The following is a 20,397-nucleotide window of genomic DNA, read 5'->3' as shown; positions in this document are numbered from 1 at the left end:
GCCGGGCATCGTCGTTCCGATCCGGGCTCGGGACCCGCAAGATACCGCGGTGCGCCGCTCAGAACGCTCCCTCGCCACGGAGCACGGCCCGCGTCGTCCGGGCGAGGATCGTGAGGTCCGCCGTCATGGACCAGTTCTCGACGTACGAGAGGTCGAGACGCTCCGCCTCCGCCGCGGTCAGCTCCGATCGTCCGGACACCTGCCACAGTCCGGTCATTCCCGGCCGCACGCGCAGCCGACGATGCATGGCCGGGCTGTAGCAGGCGACCTCGGCGGCGACCTGGGGTCGCGGGCCCACGAGGCTCATCTGGCCCGCCAGCACATTGAGCAGCTGTGGGAGCTCGTCCACCGACCAACGGCGCAGGACGGTGCCGACGCGGGTCACGCGGGGATCGTCCGACAGCTTGAAGAGGAGCGGGGTGTCGCCCCGCGCGTCGACGAGGGCGGCGTGCTGCGTGGCGGCGTCCGGCACCATGCTCCGGAACTTCCAGAGTCCGAACTCCCGGCCGTCGAGGCCGATCCGGCGGTGCCGGTAGAGCACGGGGCCGCCGTCGTCGAGCTTGACGGCCAGCGCGACGGCGAGGAGCACCGGCGCGAGCAGGAGCAGCAGGAAGGATGCACCGAGCCGGTCGAAGACGGCCTTGCCCCAGCGCAGCGCCCGTGCGACCTGCGGCGGATCCACGTGCACGAAGGGGAGGCCGGCGACCGGGTGCAGCCGGATCCGGGGGCCGGCGACGTCGATCAGGTTCGGGACCACGATCAGGTCGATGTCGGTGTCCTCGAGGTCCCAACCGAGCTGGCGGAGGTCGACCGAGGACGAGAAGGAGCCGTTCGCGATCAGCAGCGTGTCGGCGCGGTGCTCGCGGCAGGCGTCGACGGCGTCGGCCGGTCGGCCGAGCAGCGGCACGGGCAGCGACGGGTCGGCGGCGTCGACGCACGCTCCGACGATCCGGTAGCCCAGCTCGGGCTGCCGGGCCAGAGCGGTGTCCAGCTCGGTCACCGCGATCGGGTCGCCGACCACGACGATCCGGTTGACCAGTCGGTGGCCGCGACGCAGCCGGCCGACGACCTGCCGGACGGCGGACCGCTCCAGCAGCAGCCCGGTCGTGCCGATGCCCCAGGCCAGCGCGAAGTAGCCGCGTGACATGTCGTAGTCGACGAGGTACGCCGCCATGGCGACCACACCCGCACCTGTGAGCGACCCGCGGACCAGTGCCTTCAGCTCCTCGCCGCCACGGGCGAGGGTCCGCGGCGACCACGCGTCGGCGAAGGCCAGAGCGGCGAGCCAGACGGGGACCAGCCAGCCGAAGTCGACGAGCGGGCTCCCCGTGAGCCGGTCCACGTCGGCCGGCGGCCAGGTGGCGAACCCGAACTTGAGCCCGACGGCCACCACGGCCGCGAGAGCGAGCGTGAGCGCGTCGAGCATGACGACGACCGCCGTGACGCGGGTGAGGCGACGCGCGGTGCCGCTGCGCGAGAGTGGCCGCGCCGGGGCGAGGGGAGTGGTCAGCACTGCCGTCATCGCCCCGCCCTTCCGCGTCGTCCCCGCGCCGTCGTGAGCACGCTATGCGGCGGCCCGTGGCGCTTGGATCGGTCGATCCGCCGGAAATGGCGGCTGGGCGCTAGTCCTTTCGGACTAGCACGCCGCGAGGCCGGCGCAGGGGCGTGCGGACATGACGAGGGCCCGGACACCCATCGGGTGTCCGGGCCCTCGTCGTCGGATCAGTGCTCGGCCGGACCGTGCCGGTTCGGGCCGGCGGCGATCTGCGACTCGAGCTCGTGGAGCTCGTGCTCCGCGTGGTGCTGAGCCTCGTGCAGCTCCTCGGCCGTGGGCTTCTGGACGTTGTCCGAGAAGAACACCCTGGCGAGCCGGGCGCGCAGCTTGCGCAGTCGCAGGTGGCGGCCGGTCACACCCGAGGCCTCGATCTCCTCGGCCGTCTCGGGCCTCGGGTCGTCGTCCCGGGCCGTGAGCGTGTACGCCTTGCCCTCCGGAAGCGGCAGGTGCTTCTCGGCATAGCCGCCCTCGGGGGAGCGGACCAGGACACCGGACTCGTAGCCGTGGAGCAGCTTGCCCTCGTCGTGACGCTGGAGCGAGATGCACCAGCGCCGCGTGATGATGAAGGCAATCACCGGCCCGATGAACACCGCCCCCCGCAGGAAGTACGTGATCTGGTTGATGCTCAGGTGCATCTTGATCGCGATGATGTCGTTGCCGCCCGCGGCCCAGGAGAGGCCGTAGAAGGTCATCAGCGCCACCATGATCGCGGTCCGGGTCGGCGCGTTGCGCGGGCGCTGGAGCAGGTGGTGCTCCCGCTTGTCGCCGGTGATCCAGGACTCGATGAACGGCAGCGCCATCAGGATCATCAGCATCAGCGGCGGCATGACGAGGATCGGGAGGATCACGTTCCACGAGAAGTTGACGCCCCAGATGTGGGTCTCCCACGCCGGGATGATCCGGAGCAGGCCGTCCGGCCAGCCCATGTACCAGTCGGGCTGGGAGCCCGCGGTCACCTTGGACGGGTCGTAGGGGCCGTACTTCCAGACCGCGTTGATCGAGAACAGTCCGCCCATCATCGCGATCGTGCCGAACACGATGAAGAAGAAGCCGCCCGCCTTGGCCGCGTAGACCGGGAGCATCGGGTAGCCGACGACGTTCTGCTCGGTCCGGCCGGGCCCGGGCCACTGCGTGTGCTTGTGGTAGACGAGCAGCAGCATGTGCGCGGCCACCAGGGCCAGCAGCAGGCCCGGGATCAGCAGGATGTGCATGGCGTAGAACCGCGGGATGATCGAGTCACCGGGGAACTCGCCGCCGAACAGGAAGAACGACATGTAGGAGCCGACCACCGGCGAGGCCTTCATGAAGCCGTCCGCGGCCCGGACGCCCGTGCCCGAGAGCAGGTCGTCAGGCAGGGAGTAGCCGGTGAAGCCCTCGATCGTGCCGAGCAGCAGGAGCAGGCAGCCGATGATCCAGTTCAGCTCGCGCGGCTTGCGGAACGCGCCGGTCAGGTAGACGCGGAGCATGTGGATCATCATCGAGGCGATGAAGATCATCGCGCCCCAGTGGTGCATCTGCCGCATGAGCAGGCCACCGCGGACGTCGAAGGAGATGTCGAGGGTCGAGGCCATCGCCGACGACATGTGGACGCCGCGCAGCGGGTCGTAGGAGCCGTCGTACTGGATCTCGGTCATGCTCGGGTCGAACCAGAGCGTCAGGAAGACACCGGTCAGCAGAACGACGACGAAGCTCCACAGCGCGATCTCGCCGAGCATGAACGACCAGTGGTCCGGAAAGACCTTGCGGATGTTCTTCTTCATCGCCGTGCCGAGGCCGAGGCGCTCGTCGGCCCAGGTGGCGATGGCGCCGGCCGTGTTGCCGCCCTTGGCGGTCGCTGGCGTCGTGCCGTTGGTCGAGGCGACCTTGCTCACATCAACGCTCATAGTAGTCACGCTCCCAGAAGGTCGGGCCGACCGGCTCGTCGAAGTCGCTCTGCGCGACCAGGTAGCCCTCGTCGTCGACCGTGATCGGCAACTGGGGCAGCGGCCGGCCGGCGGGGCCGAACACCACCTTGCCGGAGTCCGCGAGGTCGAAGGTGGACTGGTGGCACGGGCACAGCAGGTGGTGTGTCGTGCGCTCGTTCAGCGAGATCGGGCAGCCGACGTGGGTGCAGATCTTCGAGTAGGCGACGATCCCGTCGACCGTCCAGTTCTCGCGGCTGTCGCCCTTCGCGTCCTTGCCCGGGATGATGTCGCCCGGGTTCATCCGCAGCAGGATCAGCGAGGCCTTGGACTTGTGGACCTGGAGGTTCACACCCTCGACCTCGGTCGGGTCGATGTCGTAGCGCTCCGGGTTGTGGAGGGCGTCGGGCTGGCAGTTGACCAGGTCGCCGATCTCGAGGTCCGAGGCGAGGATCGGGGTCCAGATGCCGTCGCGGACGATCCGCATCGGCTTGTCCTCCAGGCCCTTGCCCCAGATCGTGTGGTAGAGCTTGTTGCCCGGCAGCGGACCGAGGTCGCGGAGCAGGACCACGGCCGGCAGGCCGAGCAGGCCGACCGCGCCGAGCAGCGAGTTGCGGATCAGCGGGCGGCGGCCGATGCCCGACTCGGCGACGCCGTCGGTCAGCGCCTGGACGGCGACCTCGCGGTCCTCGTCGGGGGAGCGCGCCGGGTGGCGGAGCTCGACCATCTCGTGGTCGGCCATGAGCTTGCGGGCCCAGTGGATGATGCCGACGCCGATGAGCATCAAGGCGAGGCCGAGGGTGAAGCCCAGCGCCATCGTCGAGGCGCCGAAGCCCCCGACGACATGCCAGTCGTCGCCGATGTCCAGGGTGAAGTAGGCGACCAGGAAGAGGACGGTGGAGACTGCCGACAGGCCGAACAGGGCGGCGACCTGCCGCTCGGCGCGCTTCTCCTTGGCCGGGTCGACGTCCGTGGGACGCCACTGGTGCTCGGGCAGGCCGGGATCGGCGATCGGCTCGGCGACCGCGAGCTCTCCGCCGTGGGCGTCGTTGTTGTGTGCGTCGGTCACGCTGCCGCCTCGTCCTTCTTCTTGCTCGAGCGGGTGGTGTGCGCCGCGATCCAGACGGCGAAGCCGACCAGGAGGCCGATGCCGCCGACCCAGGCGATGATGCCCTCACTGACCGGACCGAGGCCGCCCAGTGTGAATCCGCTGTAGCTCGGGCTCTCGTCCAGCTTGTTGAGGTAGGCGATGACGGCCTTCTTGTCCTCGGGGGGGATGTTGCCGTCGGAGAAGGTGTCCATCGACTGCGGACCGGTGAGCATCGCCTCGTAGATGTGCTTGGAGTCGACGCCCCGGATCTTGGGCGCGTAGCCGCCGCGCGGCATGGCTCCGCCCGAACCCTCGAAGTTGTGGCACGCGGTGCAGTTGGCGAGGAAGATCTGGCCGCCACGGGCGACGAGCTCCTCGAGCTCCTTGTCGCTCATGCCCTCGGTGGAGTAGAGCTCCTTGTCCGGGATGGCCGGACCGGTGCCGAGCGAGGCGACGAACGCAGACAGCGCGGCGGTCTCCTCCTTGGTGTAGACGACCTCCTTGCGCGGCGCCTGGGAACCGGGCTGGGCCATCGGCATGCGGCCGGTGCCGACCTGGAAGTCGACCGCGGCAGCGCCGACGTCGGTCAGGGCCGGGCCGTACTGCGAGCCGCCCTGGGTGAGCACGCCCTCGCCGTTCTGGCCGTGGCAGAAGGCGCAGCCGACCAGGAAGAGCTCGCGTCCGTCCTTGACCAGCTCCGCCTGGCTCTGGTCGGTGTCCGCTTGGGCAGGCGCGAGCGCCGCGTAGAGACCGCCCGTCAGCAGCAGGCCACAGACGAGCACCAGGAGTCCGGCGATCGGACCGCGGCGGTGCCGCGAGAGTCGACCGGCGGATCGGTTCAGAAGGCGCACATTCAGTCCTTGTCAGTCCGGAAGATCCAACAGCTCTTCGTCATCAGGGGCCGCCGTGTCACTTGATCAGGTAGATCGTCGCGAACAGGCCGATCCACACGACGTCGACGAAGTGCCAGTAGTAGGAGACGACGATCGCGCTGACCGCCTGCTCGTGGGTGAAGCGTCTGGCGGCGTACGTGCGGCCCAGGACGAAGAGGAAGGCGATGAGTCCGCCGGTCACGTGGATGCCGTGGAAGCCGGTGGTCAGGTAGAACATCGTGCCGTAGGCGTCGTTGGGGATCGTGACGCCCTCGTGGATGAGCTCGGCGTACTCGAGCGCCTGGCCGCCGACGAAGATCGCGCCCATGACGTAGGTCAGGATGAACCACTCGCGCAGACCCCACTTGCCGACCTGCAGCAGCGATCCCGCGCGCGAGACCTGTCCGCGCTCCGCGGCGAAGACGCCGAGCTGGCAGGTGAACGACGACAGCACCAGGATCGTGGTGTTGACCGACGCGAACGGCACGTTCAGCAGCTCGGTGTTCTCCGCCCACATCTCGGGCGAGACCGAGCGGATCGTGAAGTACGCGGCGAACAGGGCCGCGAAGAACATGAGCTCGCTGGACAGCCAGATGATGGTGCCGACGGCGACCATGCTGGGTCGGTCGTGCTGGCCGTGCAGGCGCGAGGCCGGAAGTGTTGCCGAAGCTGAGATCGCCACGGGCGCCATTATGGCGTCTAACGCTCCGGGGCGGCACCCGACCCCCCGTTCTGAGCGATAACCACCCACGACCTACGCTCGAACGGGTCCTGAAGGGGACGGGGAGGTACGCGTGGTGCTGGTGGGGTCGTCCGCCGCGGCCGAGGTCGAGAACCTGCCTCCCTTCGACGCCGGGGCACTGCTCTCGCAGTGGGGCCTTGCTCCGCTGCCGCTCGTCGTCACGGTCTGGGCCGGCGGCCTCTACCTGGTCGGTGTGCTTGCGCTGCGCCGTCGGGGCGACCACTGGCCGGTCGGGCGCTCGATCGCCTGGGGGATCGGCCTGGCCGCGTTCTACCTCGCGACCTCGTCCGGGCTGGCTGCCTATGACACCGTGCTGGTCAGCGCGCACATGGTCCAGCACATGGTGCTCTCGATGATCGTGCCGCTCTCCCTCGCGCTCGGCGCCCCCGTCACGCTCGCTCTCCGGACCCTGCCCCGCCGTCTCCGCGGCTGGCTCCTCACGCTGCTGCACTCGCGCCTGGCCAAGGTGCTCGGCTTCCCGCCGCTGGCCTTCGGCCTCTACGTCATCTCGCCGTGGGCGCTCTACTTCACCGGCTGGTACGACGCCTCGCTCCGCTCGACCTACGTCCACGAGATGATGCACGTCCACCTCGTCACCGTCGGGGCGCTGTTCTTCTGGCCGATCGTCGGCGTCGACCCGCTGCCCGGCCGAGTGGCCCATCCGTTCCGCGTCCTGCTCACGGTGATGACGCTGCCGTTCCACGCGTTCCTGGGTGTCACGATCATGGGTCAGACGACGCTCCTCGGCGGCGACTGGTACCCGTCGCTCCACGAGGGTCCGCTCGGCGCCTGGCTGCCGGACCCGTTCGACGACCAGAAGCTCGCCGGGGGCATCCTGTGGGGCGCGGGTGACCTGGTCGGTCTGGTGTTCTTCGTGGTGCTGTTCGTCCAGTGGGTGCGCTCCTCGACGCAGGAGGCACGACGTGAGGATCGGCGTCTCGACCGGCTCGAACGCCAGCAGCGGCTCGCCGCGACCGAGGTCACAGGGCCGGACCGGGCGCGGTCCGAGTAGCATCGCGCGGGTGACCTCACCCAAGACTCTGAAGGTGCTCGTCTACAGCGACGACGTGCACACCCGCGAGCAGGTGATCCTGGCCCTGGGGCGTCGCCCCCACCCGGACCTGCCCGAGCTGGAGTACGTCGAGGTCGCGACCGAGCCGGTCGTGATCCAGAACATGGACGGCGGCGAGCTCGCCCTCGCCATCCTCGACGGCGAGGCGGTCCCGGCCGGCGGCATGGGCATCGCCAAGCAGCTCAAGGACGAGATCCTGGACTGCCCGCCGCTCGTGGTGCTCACCGGCCGCCCCCAGGATGCCTGGCTGGCGACCTGGTCGCGCGCGGACGCCGCTGTGCCGCACCCGCTCGACCCGATCCAGCTCGCGGAGGCCGTGGTCTCGCTGCTGCGCGCCCGCGTCCCAGCCTGAGGCGGACGAACCAGCGATGACCTGGCCCGACGTCCTCGGCACTCTCGTCGCCGGGGAGGACCTGACGCCTGCGCAGTCCACCTGGGCGATGGGCGAGATCCTCGCCGGAGAGGCCACCCCGGCCCAGATCGCCGGCTTCGTGGTCGCGCTGCGTGCCAAGGGCGAGTCGATCGACGAGCTCACCGGACTCGTCGAGGCGATGTACGCCGTGATGACGCCGATCTCCGTGCCCGGCCGGCTGCTCGACGTCGTCGGCACGGGCGGTGACCGGTCCTTCTCGGTGAACATCTCGACCATGGCCGCGATCGTCGCCGCCGGCGCCGGCGCGCGGGTGGTCAAGCACGGCAACCGTTCGGCGTCGTCGCAGGCGGGGACCGCGGACGTGCTGGAGGCGCTCGGCGTCCGGCTCGACCTCCCCGCCGACCGCGTCGCGGAGGTCGCCGAGGAGGCCGGCATCACCTTCTGCTTCGCCGCGGCCTTCCACCCCGCGATGCGGCACGCCGCGGTGCCCCGCAAGGAGCTGGGGATCGGCACGGCCTTCAACGTGCTCGGTCCGCTGGCCAACCCGACCCGTCCCGCGGCCCAGGCGATCGGCTGCGCGGATGTGCGGCTCGCGCCGGTGATGGCCGGCGTGTTCGCCCGTCGTGGCGTCGACGCCTGGGTGTTCCGCGGTGACGACGGGCTCGACGAGCTCACCACGACCACCACCTCGCGGCTGTGGCTCGTCCACGGCGGCGAGGTCGACGAGGTCGCCGTCGACCCGGCGCGGCTCGGCATCGCGCCCGCGACCGCCGAGGACCTGCGCGGTGGCGACGCCCAGCACAACGCCGGCGTCGTCCGGGACCTGCTCGCCGGCAAGACCGGGCCGGTGCGCGATGCGGTGCTGCTCAACGCCGGTGCCGCGCTCGCCGTCTACGACGCTCCCGGCACGGCGTACGACGAGGCGCTGGCCGCCGGCATCGCCCGGGCGGTCGACGCCATCGACTCGGGCGCGGCCCAGGCCACGCTGGACCGCTGGGTGGCAGCCGCCTCGGCGTGACCGGCTAGCGCGGCGGCGTCAGCAGGACGAGGGGCCCCGCGCCGCCGGTCTGCACCCACGACCAGCCCCGGCCGGCGAGCGCGTAGGCCAACGGGTCGTCGAAGGGGAGCAGCGCGGCGTCCGGCGCCAGCCGCGCCAGGGTCGCGTCCCAGCCGGGCGCGAGACGCGCCAGGTCGTCGTACCGCTCCAGCTCGGCGTCGGTGTAGACGTCGCCGTAGCCGTGCAGCGGGATCTCCAGCTGCGGCTCGGTCCACAGCAGGATGCTGCCGATCGGCCAGTCGGTGACCACGACGCTGCCCGGGGGCAGTGCGTCGAGCGCGGTGGTGAACGGCCGGACGTCCTCGGCGGGATCGTCCAGGACGGATTGGGTCGGGGCCACTGCCAGCACGAGGGCCGCGAGGGCGGCCAGACCGGCACTCTCGGGCCAGGAGATCCGTGGCGCAGTCCGGCGCGCGGCGCCCGCGACCACGCAGGTGAGCACGATCAGGGCCAGCGGCAGGGTGCGCTGGGAGTAGACGGCGAACACGCCGCCGAGCCCGAGCAGGCCGATGTCGTAGGGCCGGACGCCGTCGCGGCGCACCAGGAGCAGCACCGCCGCCACCAGCAGCCCGGTCACGGGCAGCGCGGCCACCGTGATCAGCTCGGGGGCACGCCACTCGTGGAAGTACTCGGCCCGCGAGTTCACCAGCAGGACCGCCGAGAGCAGCCGTGGCCCGACCGGCGTGACCAGCGCGGCCAGCAGCATGGCGACCGGCACCGCCAGCAGCGGGAGGGACGCGCGCCGGAAGGGGCGGCGTTCGAGGACGACGGCGACGGCGAGCACGGCGCTCGCCCCGACGCCGAGGACCCACATGCCGTGGCAGGTCGCCCACAACCAGGCCAGGGGCACGAGCAGCCAGGGCGCGCTGCCGGTGCGGCGGGCGCGGTCCCAGGCCGCGACGACGGCAACGAGGAACAGGTAGCTGAGCAGCTGCGGACGCAGCGACAGGCTGGGCAGCCAGCCGATCACGGCCACGGCCGTGAGCGCCGCGGCGAGGGCCGGACCGGCGCGGTGGCGCAGCACGAGGTACAGCGAGCCGGTCAGCGCGACCGCGACCGCGCCGAGGAGGACGGCCAGCCCGGCGGCACCGGCGATGTCGTCGACCCAGGACAGCCCGACCTGGCCCAGCCACTGGGTCGGCACCCAGTCGTTGGTGGAGGCGCTGCTGAGCTGGCCCGGGTGGGCGATCGACCAGCCGTGCCGGAACTCCTCACCGAAGCGGAGGTGGAAGTAGGTGTCGAAGGCGCGGAACGGGCGTCGGGTCAGCAGGATCAGGACGAGGGCGAGCAGGAGACCGACGAGCACCGGGATCGCCCGGGCGAGCAGCGCGAACCGGGGCGGTGCCTCGACGGGCCGCTCGGTCACGGCGGTCAGTCGAGCCCGAGCGAGAACGCCGCCTCGAGGTCGTGGCGGGAGTAGGCGCGGTAGGCGATGTGCGTCTCGGTGTCGACGACCCCGTCGACCTTGTTGAGGCGGTCGGCGACCACCGCGGCGATGTCGTCGTGGGAGCTCACCCGGACCAGTGCGATCAGGTCGATCTGACCGGTCACGGAGTAGACCTCGCTCACTCCCTCGAGCGCTGCGATCGCCTCGGCGACCTCGGGGATCCGCGCGGTCTCGGCCTGGACGAAGACGATGGCGGTGATCATGGGCCAACAGTAGTGCCGCAGAACCGGGGAGCGTGGCGACCCGCGCCCTGAACCGGGCAGGCCCACTCGCCGACGACCTCGACCAGGCGCACCCCGGGCGACTCGAGCCAGCGCAGGATGCACTCGGACTCCTCCGCGGTCGCCGCGGGCGTCGGACCGATCGCCGGCAGGACGGTCTCGGCCGTGGCGCGCAGGCCGTCGACGTACGCGACGGCGTCGGTGCCGGCAGGTATGACTCCGGCGGCCGCGAGCCGCCCGTGGCGCACCACGTGGACGGCCCAGCGACCGTCGTCCTCGCGGCGGGCCGCGATCACCTCCGGACAGCTGGTGAGCGCGGTCAGGCGCTGGGTGCGGGCCGCCGCGCGCACGAAGTCGGCCAGCCGGTCACGATGGTGGGCGGCCTCCTCGAAGCGCTCCTGGGCGGCCAGGTCCGACATCCGGGCGTGGACGAGGTCGACGACGTCGTCGGGGCGACGCAGCAGCGTGTCGCGCAGCTGACGCACGACGGCGGCGTACGTCTGCGGATCGACGCTCCCGTCGCAGGGCGACAGGCAGCGGTCCATCTCGGCCAGGACGCACGCGCTGCGCCGCGGCTGGAGACCGAAGCGGTCGTTGCACTGGCGGATGGGGAAGACCTCGTGCAACGCCGCCAGGGAGCTCTCGGCCGCCGCGCGGGAGGAGAACGGACCGAGGTAGTCGGCGTCGTCGTCGAGCACCCGCTTGACGAGGGACAGCCGTGGCCACGGCTCCTGGGTCAGCTTCAGCCAGGTGACCTTCTCCGGGTGCCGGGAACGGCGGTTGTAGGGCGGCTTGTGCTCGGCGATCAGGCGCAGCTCGCGGACCGACGCCTCGAGCGGGGTCGCGCACTCGACGGCGCTCACCGAGGACGCGATCTGCACCATCTCACCGATCCGGGTCCGCTTCTCCGACGCCGTGAAGTAGCTGCGGACGCGGCGGCGGAGGTCGCGCGACGTGCCGACGTAGAGCACCCGGGAGCTGTCGTCGCGGAACAGGTAGACGCCAGGGGCGTGGGGGAGGTGCTCGGCGAGGTGCCGCTTGCGGCGGGCCGCGCCGGCGACCTTGCTCGAGTAGCCCTGGAGCTCCTCGAGGGTGTGGACGCCCAGCCCGCCGAGGCGCTCCATGAGGCCGTGCAGCACGTCGACGGTCGCCCGCGCGTCGGCGAGCGCGCGGTGGTTGGGGGTCGTGCCGGACCGGAAGACACGGGCCAGGGACGAGAGCTTGTGGTTGGGCGCCTCGTCGCGGGTGACCACGTGGCGGGCCAGCTTGACCGTGTCGAGGACCTCGAAGTCGGGCCAGGCGATGTCGAGCCGGAGCGCGTCGTGCTTGAGGAAGCCCACGTCGAAGCGGGCGTTGTGCGCGACGATCACGGACCCGGCGGCGAACTCCAGGAAGGCCGGCAGCGCGGACCGGATCGGGGGCGCGTCGGCGACCATGCCGTTGGTGATGCCGGTGAGCACGGCGATGAACGCCGGGATGGCGGTGTGCGGGTTGACCAGGGTCTGGAACTCGCCGAGGACCTCGCCACCGCGGACCTTCACCGCGCCGATCTCGGTGATCATGTCGCCGTCGCCGGGGGAGCCGCCGGTGGTCTCGAGGTCGACGACGCAGAAGGTGACGTCGTGCAGCGGGCGGCCGAGCTCGTCGAAGCTGCGCTGCGCATCCCACCGCCGCGTGCCGTCGATGGGTGCTGCCGTCATGTCTCCGACGGTAGGCGTCACCTCCGACGCATCCCGGGAGCCGCGCCCGGTCAGGTGACCCGGTCGGCCTCGCGCAGGTACATCCGGGAGAGCAGGAGCACCAGGCCCACGCACAGCGTCACCCAGGCCCACAGCGCCGGGACGTCACGCAGCGCGGAGGCGAAGGCGTTGTCGTCCCACTGGCGTCCGACAGTCAGCGTGGGCCGGTTGAGGACGCCGCCCAGGGCGAACGCGGCGAGCTGGACGCCGACCACGACCTCGAACACGGCGCGGGTCCGGCTCCCTGCCTGGGTGGCGGCGACGACCAGGGCGGGGGTCGCGCAGGCGAGGAACTCCAGGCCATGGCGGTAGCCGTAGATGCCGTCGCCCCCATGGAAGGGTGCGACCGCTCCCTGGAACAGCGTGTAGGCGATACCGGCGAGGAGGAGTGCCCGGGTCCATGCCGGCTGCGTGCGCCAGGTGCGGACGAGCGAGGGGAGCAGGACCACGACCACCGGTGTCCAGGCCAGGATGCCCCGGTCCAGGGCGAACCACATCGCGGCCTCGTTGCGCAGCAGTCCGTCGACGGTCTGGTTGAACTCGTACTGCGAGCCCGAGCCGCGTGAGAGGTAGGGCGTCGGGGCGTAGCTGCCGGAGGGCGTCCAACGGCCGTAGAGGACGTACGACCACAGGCTGGCGCCGAAGGTGAGGACGGCCCCGACCGCGACCACACGGACCGCGATCCCGGGGCGTCGCTGGACCCAGGCGCAGGTCAGTGCCACGGCGGCAGCCACCATCGCCGTGTGCGGTCTGCCCCAGACGGCGATCCCGCCGAACAGGCCGACCAGCAGCCAGCGGTCGCGCGCGGCGCCGAAGGCCATCCCGCTGATGCCGAGCACGGTCAGCGTGTGGGTCCACATCCCGTCGGCCGCCACCGACCACACCGGCGTCGCCAGTGCGAGCACGAGCGCTGCCGCGGTGGCGTTGCGCCGGGTCGTCAGCTGCAGCAGCGCGCCCCACATGAGGAGGACGCTGAGCGCGATCAGCAGCGCCGCGGTCACCGTGGGGGGCACGGTGGTGAAGTCCTCGGCGTCCGGTCCGGCATCGGTCAGCCACTGACGCAGGGCGTAGCCCGGCACCCCGGCCGCGACGACGCCCGGCGAGCGGGCGATGACGGTGCGTCCGTCGTGGACGGTCGAGAACAGGTCGACCTTGGTGCGGTTGATCGAGGAGGTGTCGAGTCCGTCGATCGACGGCTCGCCCGTCGCGGCGATCCGCCAGGCGCCGACGTCCGCCGACAGCACGTCGATGTGCACCCGGTGGTAGCCGGCCGTGGCGACGTAGAGCACCGAGGTGAGCAGGAAGAGGGCCAGCCCGACCCGGATCGTCCGCCGGTCCCGGGCGCGGTGGTCGACGCTCACGCGAGCGATTGTGTCAGCCGTGGGCGGGGCCCGGAGCCGTACCGCGGGAGTCGTGCGCGGGTTTGTGTCGGAGCCTGGTGCGAGCCTCGCCGGCATGACGACGAGGATCGACTGTGACACCTGCGTGGTGCGAGGCCTGGCCTGCCACGACTGTGTGGTGACGGTGCTGCTGGGGCCACCCCCCGAGCTGGTGATCGGCGACGACGAGATGGCCGCGCTCGAGGCGCTGGCCGACGGGGGGCTGGTGCCGCCGTTGCGGCTGGTCCGGCCGGTGGACGGCCCCCGGGTCGAGTCGGCGTGACCATCGTGACCAGCGTGACTCCAGGGGCGCAAGTGAGGGATGTGACGTCGTGTGCGACGCGATCGTCCCCAACACGCCCTCGACGGGTTTGGCCCGACCGTGGCCTATGACTAGGCTGCTCGTTCAGGTGTCCGAGGAAGTGGGTCGACCGACCCGCGCGGGCGCCGCGCTGAGTCCGGAGTCACTCGGGGTCCGGAGCCGGGGAACCAATCACTCTGGGGTGAATCCCGCCACGAGGCGCGAGGGCAGCGGTCCGACGGACCACCGTCAGCGCGAGGAGTGCGGGTAGGGCGAGTCGTGCCCGAATCCGTCAGCTCACCCGGTAGGCGTACGACAACCAGAGGGGACCGCCAGCTCGTGCTGAACGGCCGCACACGCACCACCGCCGCGCTCGCGGCACTCGCCGTCACCGGAGCGATCACGCTGTCGATCAGCGGCGCGACCTCTCCCGCGCAGGCGGAGCCCGACATCACCACCGTCCAGGCGCGGGTCGACCGGCTCTTCCACGAGTCGGAGCAGGCGGCCGAGCGCTACAACGACGCCGAGCTCGAGCTCTCCGAGCTCAACGACGACCTGTCCTCCCTCGAGGCGGACCAGTCCCGCCAGGGCGACGCCCTCGCCGGAGTTCGCTCCGACGTGCGCGACTCGCTCATCCAGCAGTACCAGTCCGGCAGCCTCGGCCCCACCGGCGAGCTGCTGTCCGCCGACTCCCAGGGCTTCCTCGACGAGCTCTCCACCATGTCCACCGTGGAGGGTCTCCAGGACTCGCTCCTCGCCGACTACGGCGCCGAGGTCGAGGCCTACGACATCCGCAAGGACCAGACCGCCGAGCGCCGCGACGACATCCGGCAGCTCAAGGCGACCCTCGCGGAGGAGAAGAAGACCGCCGACGCCAAGCTGGCCGAGGCCCAGGACCTGCTCTCGCAGCTCGAGGCCGAGGAGCGTGCCGCGCTTCTCTCCCGCAACGCCGGCCGCCCGATCGACGCGACCTCCATCCCGGCCTCCGGTCGTGCCGCCGCGGCGATCGAGTACGCGCTCGCCCAGGTCGGCGACGCCTACGTCTGGGGTGCTGCCGGCCCCAACGCCTTCGACTGCTCGGGGCTGACCATGATGGCCTACGCGCAGGCCGACGTGAGCCTGCCGCACTCCTCGCGGGCCCAGTACGGCAGCGGCGCCCGGGTCGCGAAGAGCGACCTGCAGCCCGGCGACCTCGTCTTCTACTACAACCCGATCAGCCACGTGGGGATCTACCTCGGCAACGGCCTGATCGTGCACGCGGCCAACCCGGGCGCCGGCGTCAAGGTCTCCGACCTCGACGAGATGCCCTACACCGGAGCGGTCCGGCCTGGGTGAGAGCCCGAGCAGGGCGCCTTCCGGCGATCCTGGCGGCCGCAGCCCTGCTGGCGGGCGGCTGCGCCAAGGACGACTATGTCGCGCCGCCACCGGTCGTCACGGGTGACGTCGCCGACGCAGCCGTGGCGGCTGACACGCTGGCGGACCTCCAGACCGCGATCCGCGACGGTGACGGGCCGGCCGCCGCCGACCTCGGCGCCGACGTCACGGTGCGCGACCTGCTGACGGCCGTCGTCGCCAATGCCGAGGCGCTCGGGCTCGCCGATGTCACCTTCCGCTACGTGACCGAGACCGGTCGCACCAGCGGGGCCGATGCCTGGGACGGTCAGGTGGCCGTGACCTGGCGGGTCGACGGCTTCGACTCGACCTCGGCCCGGATCGAGCTCCCCGTCTCCTTCGCCGACAGCGGCGCGACGATCGCCGCCGTGGGGGGCGCCGGTGCCCGGCTCCCGCTGTGGCTCGCCGGCGCGCTCGACGTACGCAAGGACGGGAAGGTGCTCGTCGCGGTCGCCGGTGACGACGCCGGGGGTGAGCCCTACCTCGCCGCGGCCCGCCGTGCCGTCGCGCAGGTCCGCGCCGTGGTGCCCGGCGACGGCGGCCTGGTCGTGGAGGTGCCGGCCGACGCCGATGCGCTGCGCCAGGCCCTCGACACCGAGCCGGGGCAGTACGACGCGATCGCGGCGATCACCGCGCCGGTCGACGGCACCGAGGCTGCGGGGAGCCCGGTGCACGTGTTCCTCAACCGCGGGGTCTACGACGACCTCGACCGCGTGGCCGCACAGGTCGTGATGACCCACGAGGCAGTGCACGCGCTCACGGACGCCGTGGCGGCGCGCCGGGCACCGCTCTGGCTGGTCGAGGGCTTCGCCGACTACGTCGCCCTGCGTGACGTCGACCTGCCCCTGACCACGACCGCCGGGCAGATCGCCGAGCAGGTGCGCCGGGCCGGCCCGCCGAAGGAGCTGCCTCTCCCCGGCGACTTCGATCCGACGGCCAGCCATCTCGGCGCCGTCTACGAGGCTGCCTGGCTGGCGTGCGTCACTCTCGCCGAGCACGGGGGAGAGCGGGCGCTGGTCGAGCTCTACGACGACGTCCTCGCCGGCGGCGACCTGGTGACCGCGCTGCGTGAGCACCTGGGGTGGACCGAGGCCGAGCTCACCGCCGCCTGGCGGGACCGGCTCGCCGCGTTGCCCGGCGTGGCAGGCTGACCGGGTGCTGGTCGATGACAGAGCGGCGGTGCGCCGGGTCGCGCTCGGCACCGTGCTGGTGGGCGCCGCCGCCTTCGTGCTGATCGCCCTGGCGCGGGTGCCGTGGCACCCGGTCCCGGATGGCCTGCCCGACCCGGTGACCGCGTCCTCGGTCTTCACCCGGGAGCAGATCGAGCGCGGCGAGCACTACGCCCTGTGGGGACGGATCTGGAGCTGGTCCCGGCTCGCGGTCTCCCTGGGAGTGGCGGTGTGGCTGGGCTTCGGGCAGACCGGACGCCGCTGGGCGGGCCGGCTGCGCGGCTGGTGGTGGGTCCGTGCCGTCGTCGTGGTGGTGGGACTGGCCGTGGTCGGTGAGCTGGTGACCCTGCCGTTCGGGATCGCGCTGCGGATGCTCGGCCTCGACGAGGGCCTGGTGACCAGTAGCTGGGGGGCCTGGGGCCTCGACCAGGTCAAGGGCCTCCTGGTGACGGTCGTCGGCACGTCGATCGCGGTCGTGGCGCTGGTCGGCTGCATGCGACGCCTGCCGCGGCTGTGGCCCGCGGCGGCGGGCCTGGCGGCCGCGGTCCTGGTCGTGCTCGGCTCCTTCGCCTATCCGGTGGTCGTGGAACCGGTGTTCAACCGGTTCGCGTCACTGCCGGACGGTCCGCTGCGCTCCGATGTGCTCGCCCTCGCCGACGCGGAGGGGGTGGCGGTCGACGACGTCCTGGTCGCCGACGCGTCCCGTCGCACGACCACCCTCAACGCCTACGTCTCGGGCTTCGGACACAGCCGCCGGGTGGTTCTCTACGACACGCTGGTCGAGGACTCTCCCCGCAACGAGACGCTCTCCGTCGTCGCGCACGAACTGGCCCACGCGAAGTACGACGACGTGCTGACCGGCACCCTGCTCGGGGCCTCCGGCGCCCTGCTGGGCGTGGGTCTGCTCGGCCTCGTGCTGCCCGGACCGCGCCGCGGCCGCATGGACGAGGACGAGGTCACGTCGGTGCCTCGGGTCCTGGCGCTGGTCGCGCTCGCGACCCTGCTGGCGGCACCGGTCCAGAACGGCATCAGCCGGGCGGTCGAGACCCGGGCGGACCAGACGGCGCTGGAGGTGACCAACGCCCCCCAGTCGTTCGTCGACCTCCAGCGCCGTCTGGCCCTGCGCTCCCACGCCGACCCCACACCTCCGGCGTGGTCGCAGTGGTGGTTCGGCTCGCACCCCACGGTGTTGCAGCGGATCGGGTTGGCCAACCGGTTCGAGGCGCGGCCTAGGGACTGACCGCGTTGTCGATGCTGGCGTTGGTGTGCTCGAAGAGAGCGTTGACCTCGCCGCCGAACACGACGATGGAGATGACGATCGACGCAGCGATCAGCGCCACGAGGAGGCCGTACTCGACGGCTGTAGCCCCCCGCTGGCGTGCTGCGGCCGATCGGATCATCAGTGTTCCTCTGTCTGCGTGAGAGAAGCACGGCAGCCGCGCCACACCGATGGGTGACGCGGCGAGCCGAGTGAGTCCGAGTCAGTCAGATGCCGGAACGTTCTCGAGGCTGTCGTTGACGGTATCGAACGCGCCGTTGAGCTTGCCGCCGAGGATGACGACCGCGCCGATGATGACCGCCGCGATGAGGGCGACGAGCAGGCCGTACTCGACGGCGGTGGCACCGCGCTCCTCCATCTTGGCGAGGCGGGCGTTGAGCAGGATGTTGAGGTACTGGATCATCGGGTTCTCCCTGTGTGCACTGTTCTGCGTGTCCCCGGGGAGTGCTCCCCGATAGCGAGAACTCTGCCGGAATCGCACCAACGAGGGATCCGGAGTTCGTCTGTTCGCGGCTAGTCACTTCGGACTAGCGCCGAGCAGCGTGTTACGGGGTCCGCGGAGCGATTCAGCGAGCCGACGGCTGCACGGTCGAGAGCAGCCCGATCCGCATCGCCGTGACCAGCGCCTGCGCCCGGTTGACGGCGCCGAGCTTCTGGTAGATCCGGGCGATGTGGGACTTGGTCGTCGACTCCGACAGGTAGAGCCGCTGGCCGATCGCCGCAGCGTTGAGCCCCTCGGCGAGCAGCAGCAGCACGTCGTGCTCCCGCTCGGTCAGGGCGGTCGACTCCGCCGACTGGCGGCGCATCATCGCCCCGACGAGGCCGGCGCAGACGAAGGCCTTGGGGGAGACGGCGGCATGCCGGGCGGCCCGGATCACCTCCGTCGACGGCGCGTCCTTGCCGACGAAGCCCGATGCGCCGGCCTGCATGGCGGCGAAGATCTGCTCGTCGCCGGAGTGCATCGTCAGCACGATCAGGCCGACCTCGTCGCTCTCCTTGCGGAGCGTGCGGACAACGTCGAGACCGGTGCCGTCCTGCATCTGCAGGTCGGTGATCACGACGTCGGGGCGGACCTCGTGGTAGCGCTGGATGCCCTCCGCCACCGAGCCGGCCGTGGCGATCACGCTCAGGTCCGGCTCCAGGTCGATGACCGCGCCGAGACCGTCGCGGATCAGCTCGTGGTCGTCGACCAGGAGAACGGTGGTCAGGTCGCCCGCGGGGTGGTTCATCGTTGCTCCGTGAGGATCGGGGAGCCGCCGTCGGTGGCGAGCGCGCTCCGGGGGATCTTGAGGGCGACCGTGACCGTGAGGCCCCGGCTGGCGTTGTCGCGGACCAGGAGGTCCGCGCCGATCAGTCTGGCACGTTCGCGCATGATCTTCAGCCCGTGCGAGTCGGACCGCGCCGTCTGCAGCCCGACGCCGTCGTCGGTGACCGTGATGACGGCCTCGGGTGCGTAGACCTGGCAGCGCACGTCGATGGAGGTCGCCCGCGCGTGCTTGACGGCGTTGTTCATCGCCTCCTGGGCGATCCGGAAGAGCTCGGCCTCCACCTCGGGGCGCAGCCGGGTCGGCTGCTCGTCGAGCCGGACCCGGATGGGGATGCCGGAGGACTCGGAGAGATGGCGGGCGACATTGCTGATCGCGGCGCCGAGGCTCTCGCTCTCGCCGATGCTGGTGCGCAGGTTCATCACCGACTGCCGCACCTCCGCGACCACCTTCGAGACGCGGTCGCGCAGCATGCCCAGGGCCTTGGCCTGCTGCTCGTCGGCGGGCCGCGCGGCCAGCGCGTCGATGATGTAGCCGAGGGAGGCGATGTCCTGGGCCACACCGTCGTGCATCTCGCGGGCGAGCCGGCTGCGCTCGTCCGCGGTCGCGGCGTCGCGGAACTGGGCGAAGAGCAGGGCCGCGTCGAGCTTGACCGCCATGTCGGAGAGGTCGCGGGTCACCGCGGCGAGGGGCAGCCCGCGGCCGACATCGGAGCCGGCCGGTCGGAGGCCCGCGACGATGGCCCGCTCGCTGACCCGGAAGGCGAAGCCCTCCCCGATCTCGACGGGGTGCCCGGCGTCGGGCGCCTGCAGCCGGATGTCGCCGGCGAGCGTCTCGGTCGCGACCGCGTCGGCCGGCTCGAGCTCCACCGTCGAGGCGACCGGGGACAGGGTGTCGCCGCGCGGGACGTAGAGCACCAGGGCCCGGTTGGGGATGTCGTCGCCGACCTGGCTGAGCAGCTCGCCGCCCAAGACCCCGACGTCGAGCCCCGAGCTCAGGCTGCCGGCCAGGTCGATGAGCTGCTTGAGGTGCTCCTGGGCGTCGCGATAGGGCGCCAGCGGGTCCGTCACCCGGTCGGAGGAGAAGGTGACCGCCGCGATGAGGCTCAGGCCCAGGCCGGCCATGGTCCAGGTGAAGATCGCCACCGCCTGGTCGGCGGTGACGCTCTCCCACCACATCAGGCCGAGCGCGACCACGGCGATCAGCTCGACGAGCACGGTTCGGAGCATGGTTCGCACGCCGGCGATCGCGGTGGCGTAGAGCGGTGGCACGACGAGCGCGGCCAGGATGACCGGCGAGTCGATCATGCCCAGCGCGCACACGACGCCGATCGCCGCGGCCTCGGACGCCGGGCTCAGCGACAGCTCGAGCTCGCGGCGGGTGGCGGTCACCGCCTGGTAGACCCAGAGACCGCCGACGGCGGCCAGGGCGAGCAGGCCCTGCTCCTGGTGGAACCAGGCGATCGGGCCGCCGATGGCGAGCAGCGCGAAGAGGCGCGCCGCGCCCACCACCGCGTAGGTCTGGCTGCTCGGCATGGTCTCCA

General features: G+C 71.6%; 20 protein-coding genes and 1 riboswitch. Of the genes, 7 read left to right on the top strand and 13 right to left on the bottom strand.

The window, feature by feature from the left end; all coding sequences use genetic code 11:
• Positions 1-58: 58 nt before the first annotated feature.
• The 5 genes from KVF89_RS04055 to ctaE form a co-directional block, all read right to left on the bottom strand.
• Positions 59-1,522 (bottom strand): sugar transferase, encoded by a 1,464-nt coding sequence (locus tag KVF89_RS04055; protein ID WP_257423586.1) that lies wholly within the window; start codon positions 1,520-1,522, stop codon positions 59-61.
• A 200-nt stretch (positions 1,523-1,722) separates the two neighbouring features.
• Complete coding sequence (qcrB, locus tag KVF89_RS04050) at positions 1,723-3,438, bottom strand: cytochrome bc1 complex cytochrome b subunit (RefSeq protein ID WP_257423585.1); 1,716 nt, start codon at positions 3,436-3,438, stop codon at positions 1,723-1,725.
• Positions 3,428-4,525: a cytochrome bc1 complex Rieske iron-sulfur subunit gene (gene qcrA, locus KVF89_RS04045; protein WP_257423584.1), complete on the bottom strand. Its 1,098-nt coding sequence runs from the start codon at positions 4,523-4,525 to the stop codon at positions 3,428-3,430. Before qcrA ends, qcrB begins: the two co-directional genes overlap by 11 nt.
• Entirely contained in the window at positions 4,522-5,397 is an 876-nt protein-coding gene (gene qcrC / locus KVF89_RS04040; RefSeq protein WP_308212700.1) for a cytochrome bc1 complex diheme cytochrome c subunit, read from the bottom strand. The genes qcrA and qcrC overlap by 4 nt, the downstream gene beginning before the upstream one ends.
• Positions 5,398-5,455: 58 nt before the next feature.
• Positions 5,456-6,109, bottom strand: coding sequence for an aa3-type cytochrome oxidase subunit III (ctaE, locus tag KVF89_RS04035; protein WP_372497850.1), 654 nt, complete (start codon positions 6,107-6,109; stop codon positions 5,456-5,458).
• A gap of 103 nt (positions 6,110-6,212) precedes the next feature.
• Between ctaE and KVF89_RS04030 the strand changes: the two genes are divergently transcribed.
• From KVF89_RS04030 to trpD, 3 genes are read left to right on the top strand one after another with little or no spacing between them, the layout of a single operon-like run.
• Positions 6,213-7,172 (top strand): cytochrome c oxidase assembly protein, encoded by a 960-nt coding sequence (locus KVF89_RS04030; protein WP_257423582.1) that lies wholly within the window; start codon positions 6,213-6,215, stop codon positions 7,170-7,172.
• A gap of 10 nt (positions 7,173-7,182) precedes the next feature.
• Positions 7,183-7,584: an Rv3143 family two-component system response regulator gene (locus KVF89_RS04025; RefSeq protein ID WP_257423580.1), complete on the top strand. Its 402-nt coding sequence runs from the start codon at positions 7,183-7,185 to the stop codon at positions 7,582-7,584.
• Positions 7,585-7,600: 16 nt separating this feature from the next.
• Positions 7,601-8,623 (top strand): anthranilate phosphoribosyltransferase, encoded by a 1,023-nt coding sequence (trpD, locus tag KVF89_RS04020; RefSeq protein WP_257423579.1) that lies wholly within the window; start codon positions 7,601-7,603, stop codon positions 8,621-8,623.
• A gap of 4 nt (positions 8,624-8,627) precedes the next feature.
• Here trpD and KVF89_RS04015 read toward each other — a convergent pair whose 3' ends face one another.
• Genes KVF89_RS04015 through KVF89_RS04000 form a run of 4 tightly spaced genes read right to left on the bottom strand, consistent with a single transcriptional unit; the run spans position 8,628 to position 13,430 of the window.
• Positions 8,628-10,028 carry a hypothetical protein gene (locus tag KVF89_RS04015; RefSeq protein WP_257423578.1) on the bottom strand — a complete coding sequence of 467 codons (1,401 nt, stop codon included), beginning with the start codon at positions 10,026-10,028 and terminating at the stop codon, positions 8,628-8,630.
• A 5-nt stretch (positions 10,029-10,033) separates the two neighbouring features.
• A complete protein-coding gene (locus KVF89_RS04010; protein ID WP_141798319.1) occupies positions 10,034-10,312 on the bottom strand; it encodes an Lrp/AsnC family transcriptional regulator in 279 nt (92 codons plus the stop codon).
• Positions 10,309-12,030, bottom strand: a complete 1,722-nt coding sequence (locus KVF89_RS04005) for a DEDD exonuclease domain-containing protein (RefSeq protein WP_257423574.1) — start codon at positions 12,028-12,030, stop codon at positions 10,309-10,311. Before KVF89_RS04005 ends, KVF89_RS04010 begins: the two co-directional genes overlap by 4 nt.
• A 50-nt stretch (positions 12,031-12,080) precedes the next feature.
• A complete protein-coding gene (locus KVF89_RS04000; RefSeq protein ID WP_257423572.1) occupies positions 12,081-13,430 on the bottom strand; it encodes a hypothetical protein in 1,350 nt (449 codons plus the stop codon).
• Positions 13,431-13,524: 94 nt separating this feature from the next.
• Here KVF89_RS04000 and KVF89_RS03995 point away from each other — a divergent pair, with 94 nt between their 5' ends.
• From KVF89_RS03995 to KVF89_RS03980, 4 genes are all read left to right on the top strand, one after another.
• A complete protein-coding gene (locus KVF89_RS03995) occupies positions 13,525-13,731 on the top strand; it encodes a hypothetical protein (protein WP_257423570.1) in 207 nt (68 codons plus the stop codon).
• A gap of 167 nt (positions 13,732-13,898) precedes the next feature.
• Positions 13,899-14,062, top strand: a riboswitch (cyclic di-AMP (ydaO/yuaA leader).
• A gap of 26 nt (positions 14,063-14,088) precedes the next feature.
• Entirely contained in the window at positions 14,089-15,084 is a 996-nt protein-coding gene (locus tag KVF89_RS03990; protein WP_257423568.1) for a C40 family peptidase, read from the top strand.
• A complete protein-coding gene (locus KVF89_RS03985; RefSeq protein ID WP_257423566.1) occupies positions 15,081-16,292 on the top strand; it encodes a hypothetical protein in 1,212 nt (403 codons plus the stop codon). The genes KVF89_RS03990 and KVF89_RS03985 overlap by 4 nt, the downstream gene beginning before the upstream one ends.
• A 4-nt stretch (positions 16,293-16,296) precedes the next feature.
• Positions 16,297-17,550 carry a M48 family metalloprotease gene (locus tag KVF89_RS03980; RefSeq protein ID WP_257423563.1) on the top strand — a complete coding sequence of 418 codons (1,254 nt, stop codon included), beginning with the start codon at positions 16,297-16,299 and terminating at the stop codon, positions 17,548-17,550.
• Here KVF89_RS03980 and KVF89_RS03975 read toward each other — a convergent pair.
• The 4 genes from KVF89_RS03975 to KVF89_RS03960 all read right to left on the bottom strand — a co-directional run bounded on the left by KVF89_RS03975 (position 17,540) and on the right by KVF89_RS03960 (position 20,389).
• Positions 17,540-17,710 (bottom strand): Flp family type IVb pilin, encoded by a 171-nt coding sequence (locus tag KVF89_RS03975; RefSeq protein ID WP_257423562.1) that lies wholly within the window; start codon positions 17,708-17,710, stop codon positions 17,540-17,542. The two genes, KVF89_RS03980 and KVF89_RS03975, sit on opposite strands and share 11 nt — an antisense overlap.
• Before the next feature lie 81 nt (positions 17,711-17,791).
• The gene (locus KVF89_RS03970) at positions 17,792-17,992 is read right to left on the bottom strand and encodes a Flp family type IVb pilin (protein WP_257423561.1); all 201 of its coding nucleotides are present in this window, start codon (positions 17,990-17,992) and stop codon (positions 17,792-17,794) included.
• Positions 17,993-18,155: 163 nt separating this feature from the next.
• Complete coding sequence (locus KVF89_RS03965; RefSeq protein ID WP_257423559.1) at positions 18,156-18,818, bottom strand: response regulator; 663 nt, start codon at positions 18,816-18,818, stop codon at positions 18,156-18,158.
• Positions 18,815-20,389 carry a sensor histidine kinase gene (locus tag KVF89_RS03960; RefSeq protein ID WP_257423557.1) on the bottom strand — a complete coding sequence of 525 codons (1,575 nt, stop codon included), beginning with the start codon at positions 20,387-20,389 and terminating at the stop codon, positions 18,815-18,817. The genes KVF89_RS03965 and KVF89_RS03960 overlap by 4 nt, the downstream gene beginning before the upstream one ends.
• Positions 20,390-20,397: the final 8 nt, after the last annotated feature.

The sequence above is a fragment of the Nocardioides carbamazepini genome, from assembly GCF_024614185.1.
GTDB lineage: Bacteria > Actinomycetota > Actinomycetes > Propionibacteriales > Nocardioidaceae > Nocardioides > Nocardioides carbamazepini.
This window is presented reverse-complemented; position numbering and strand designations above follow the sequence as displayed.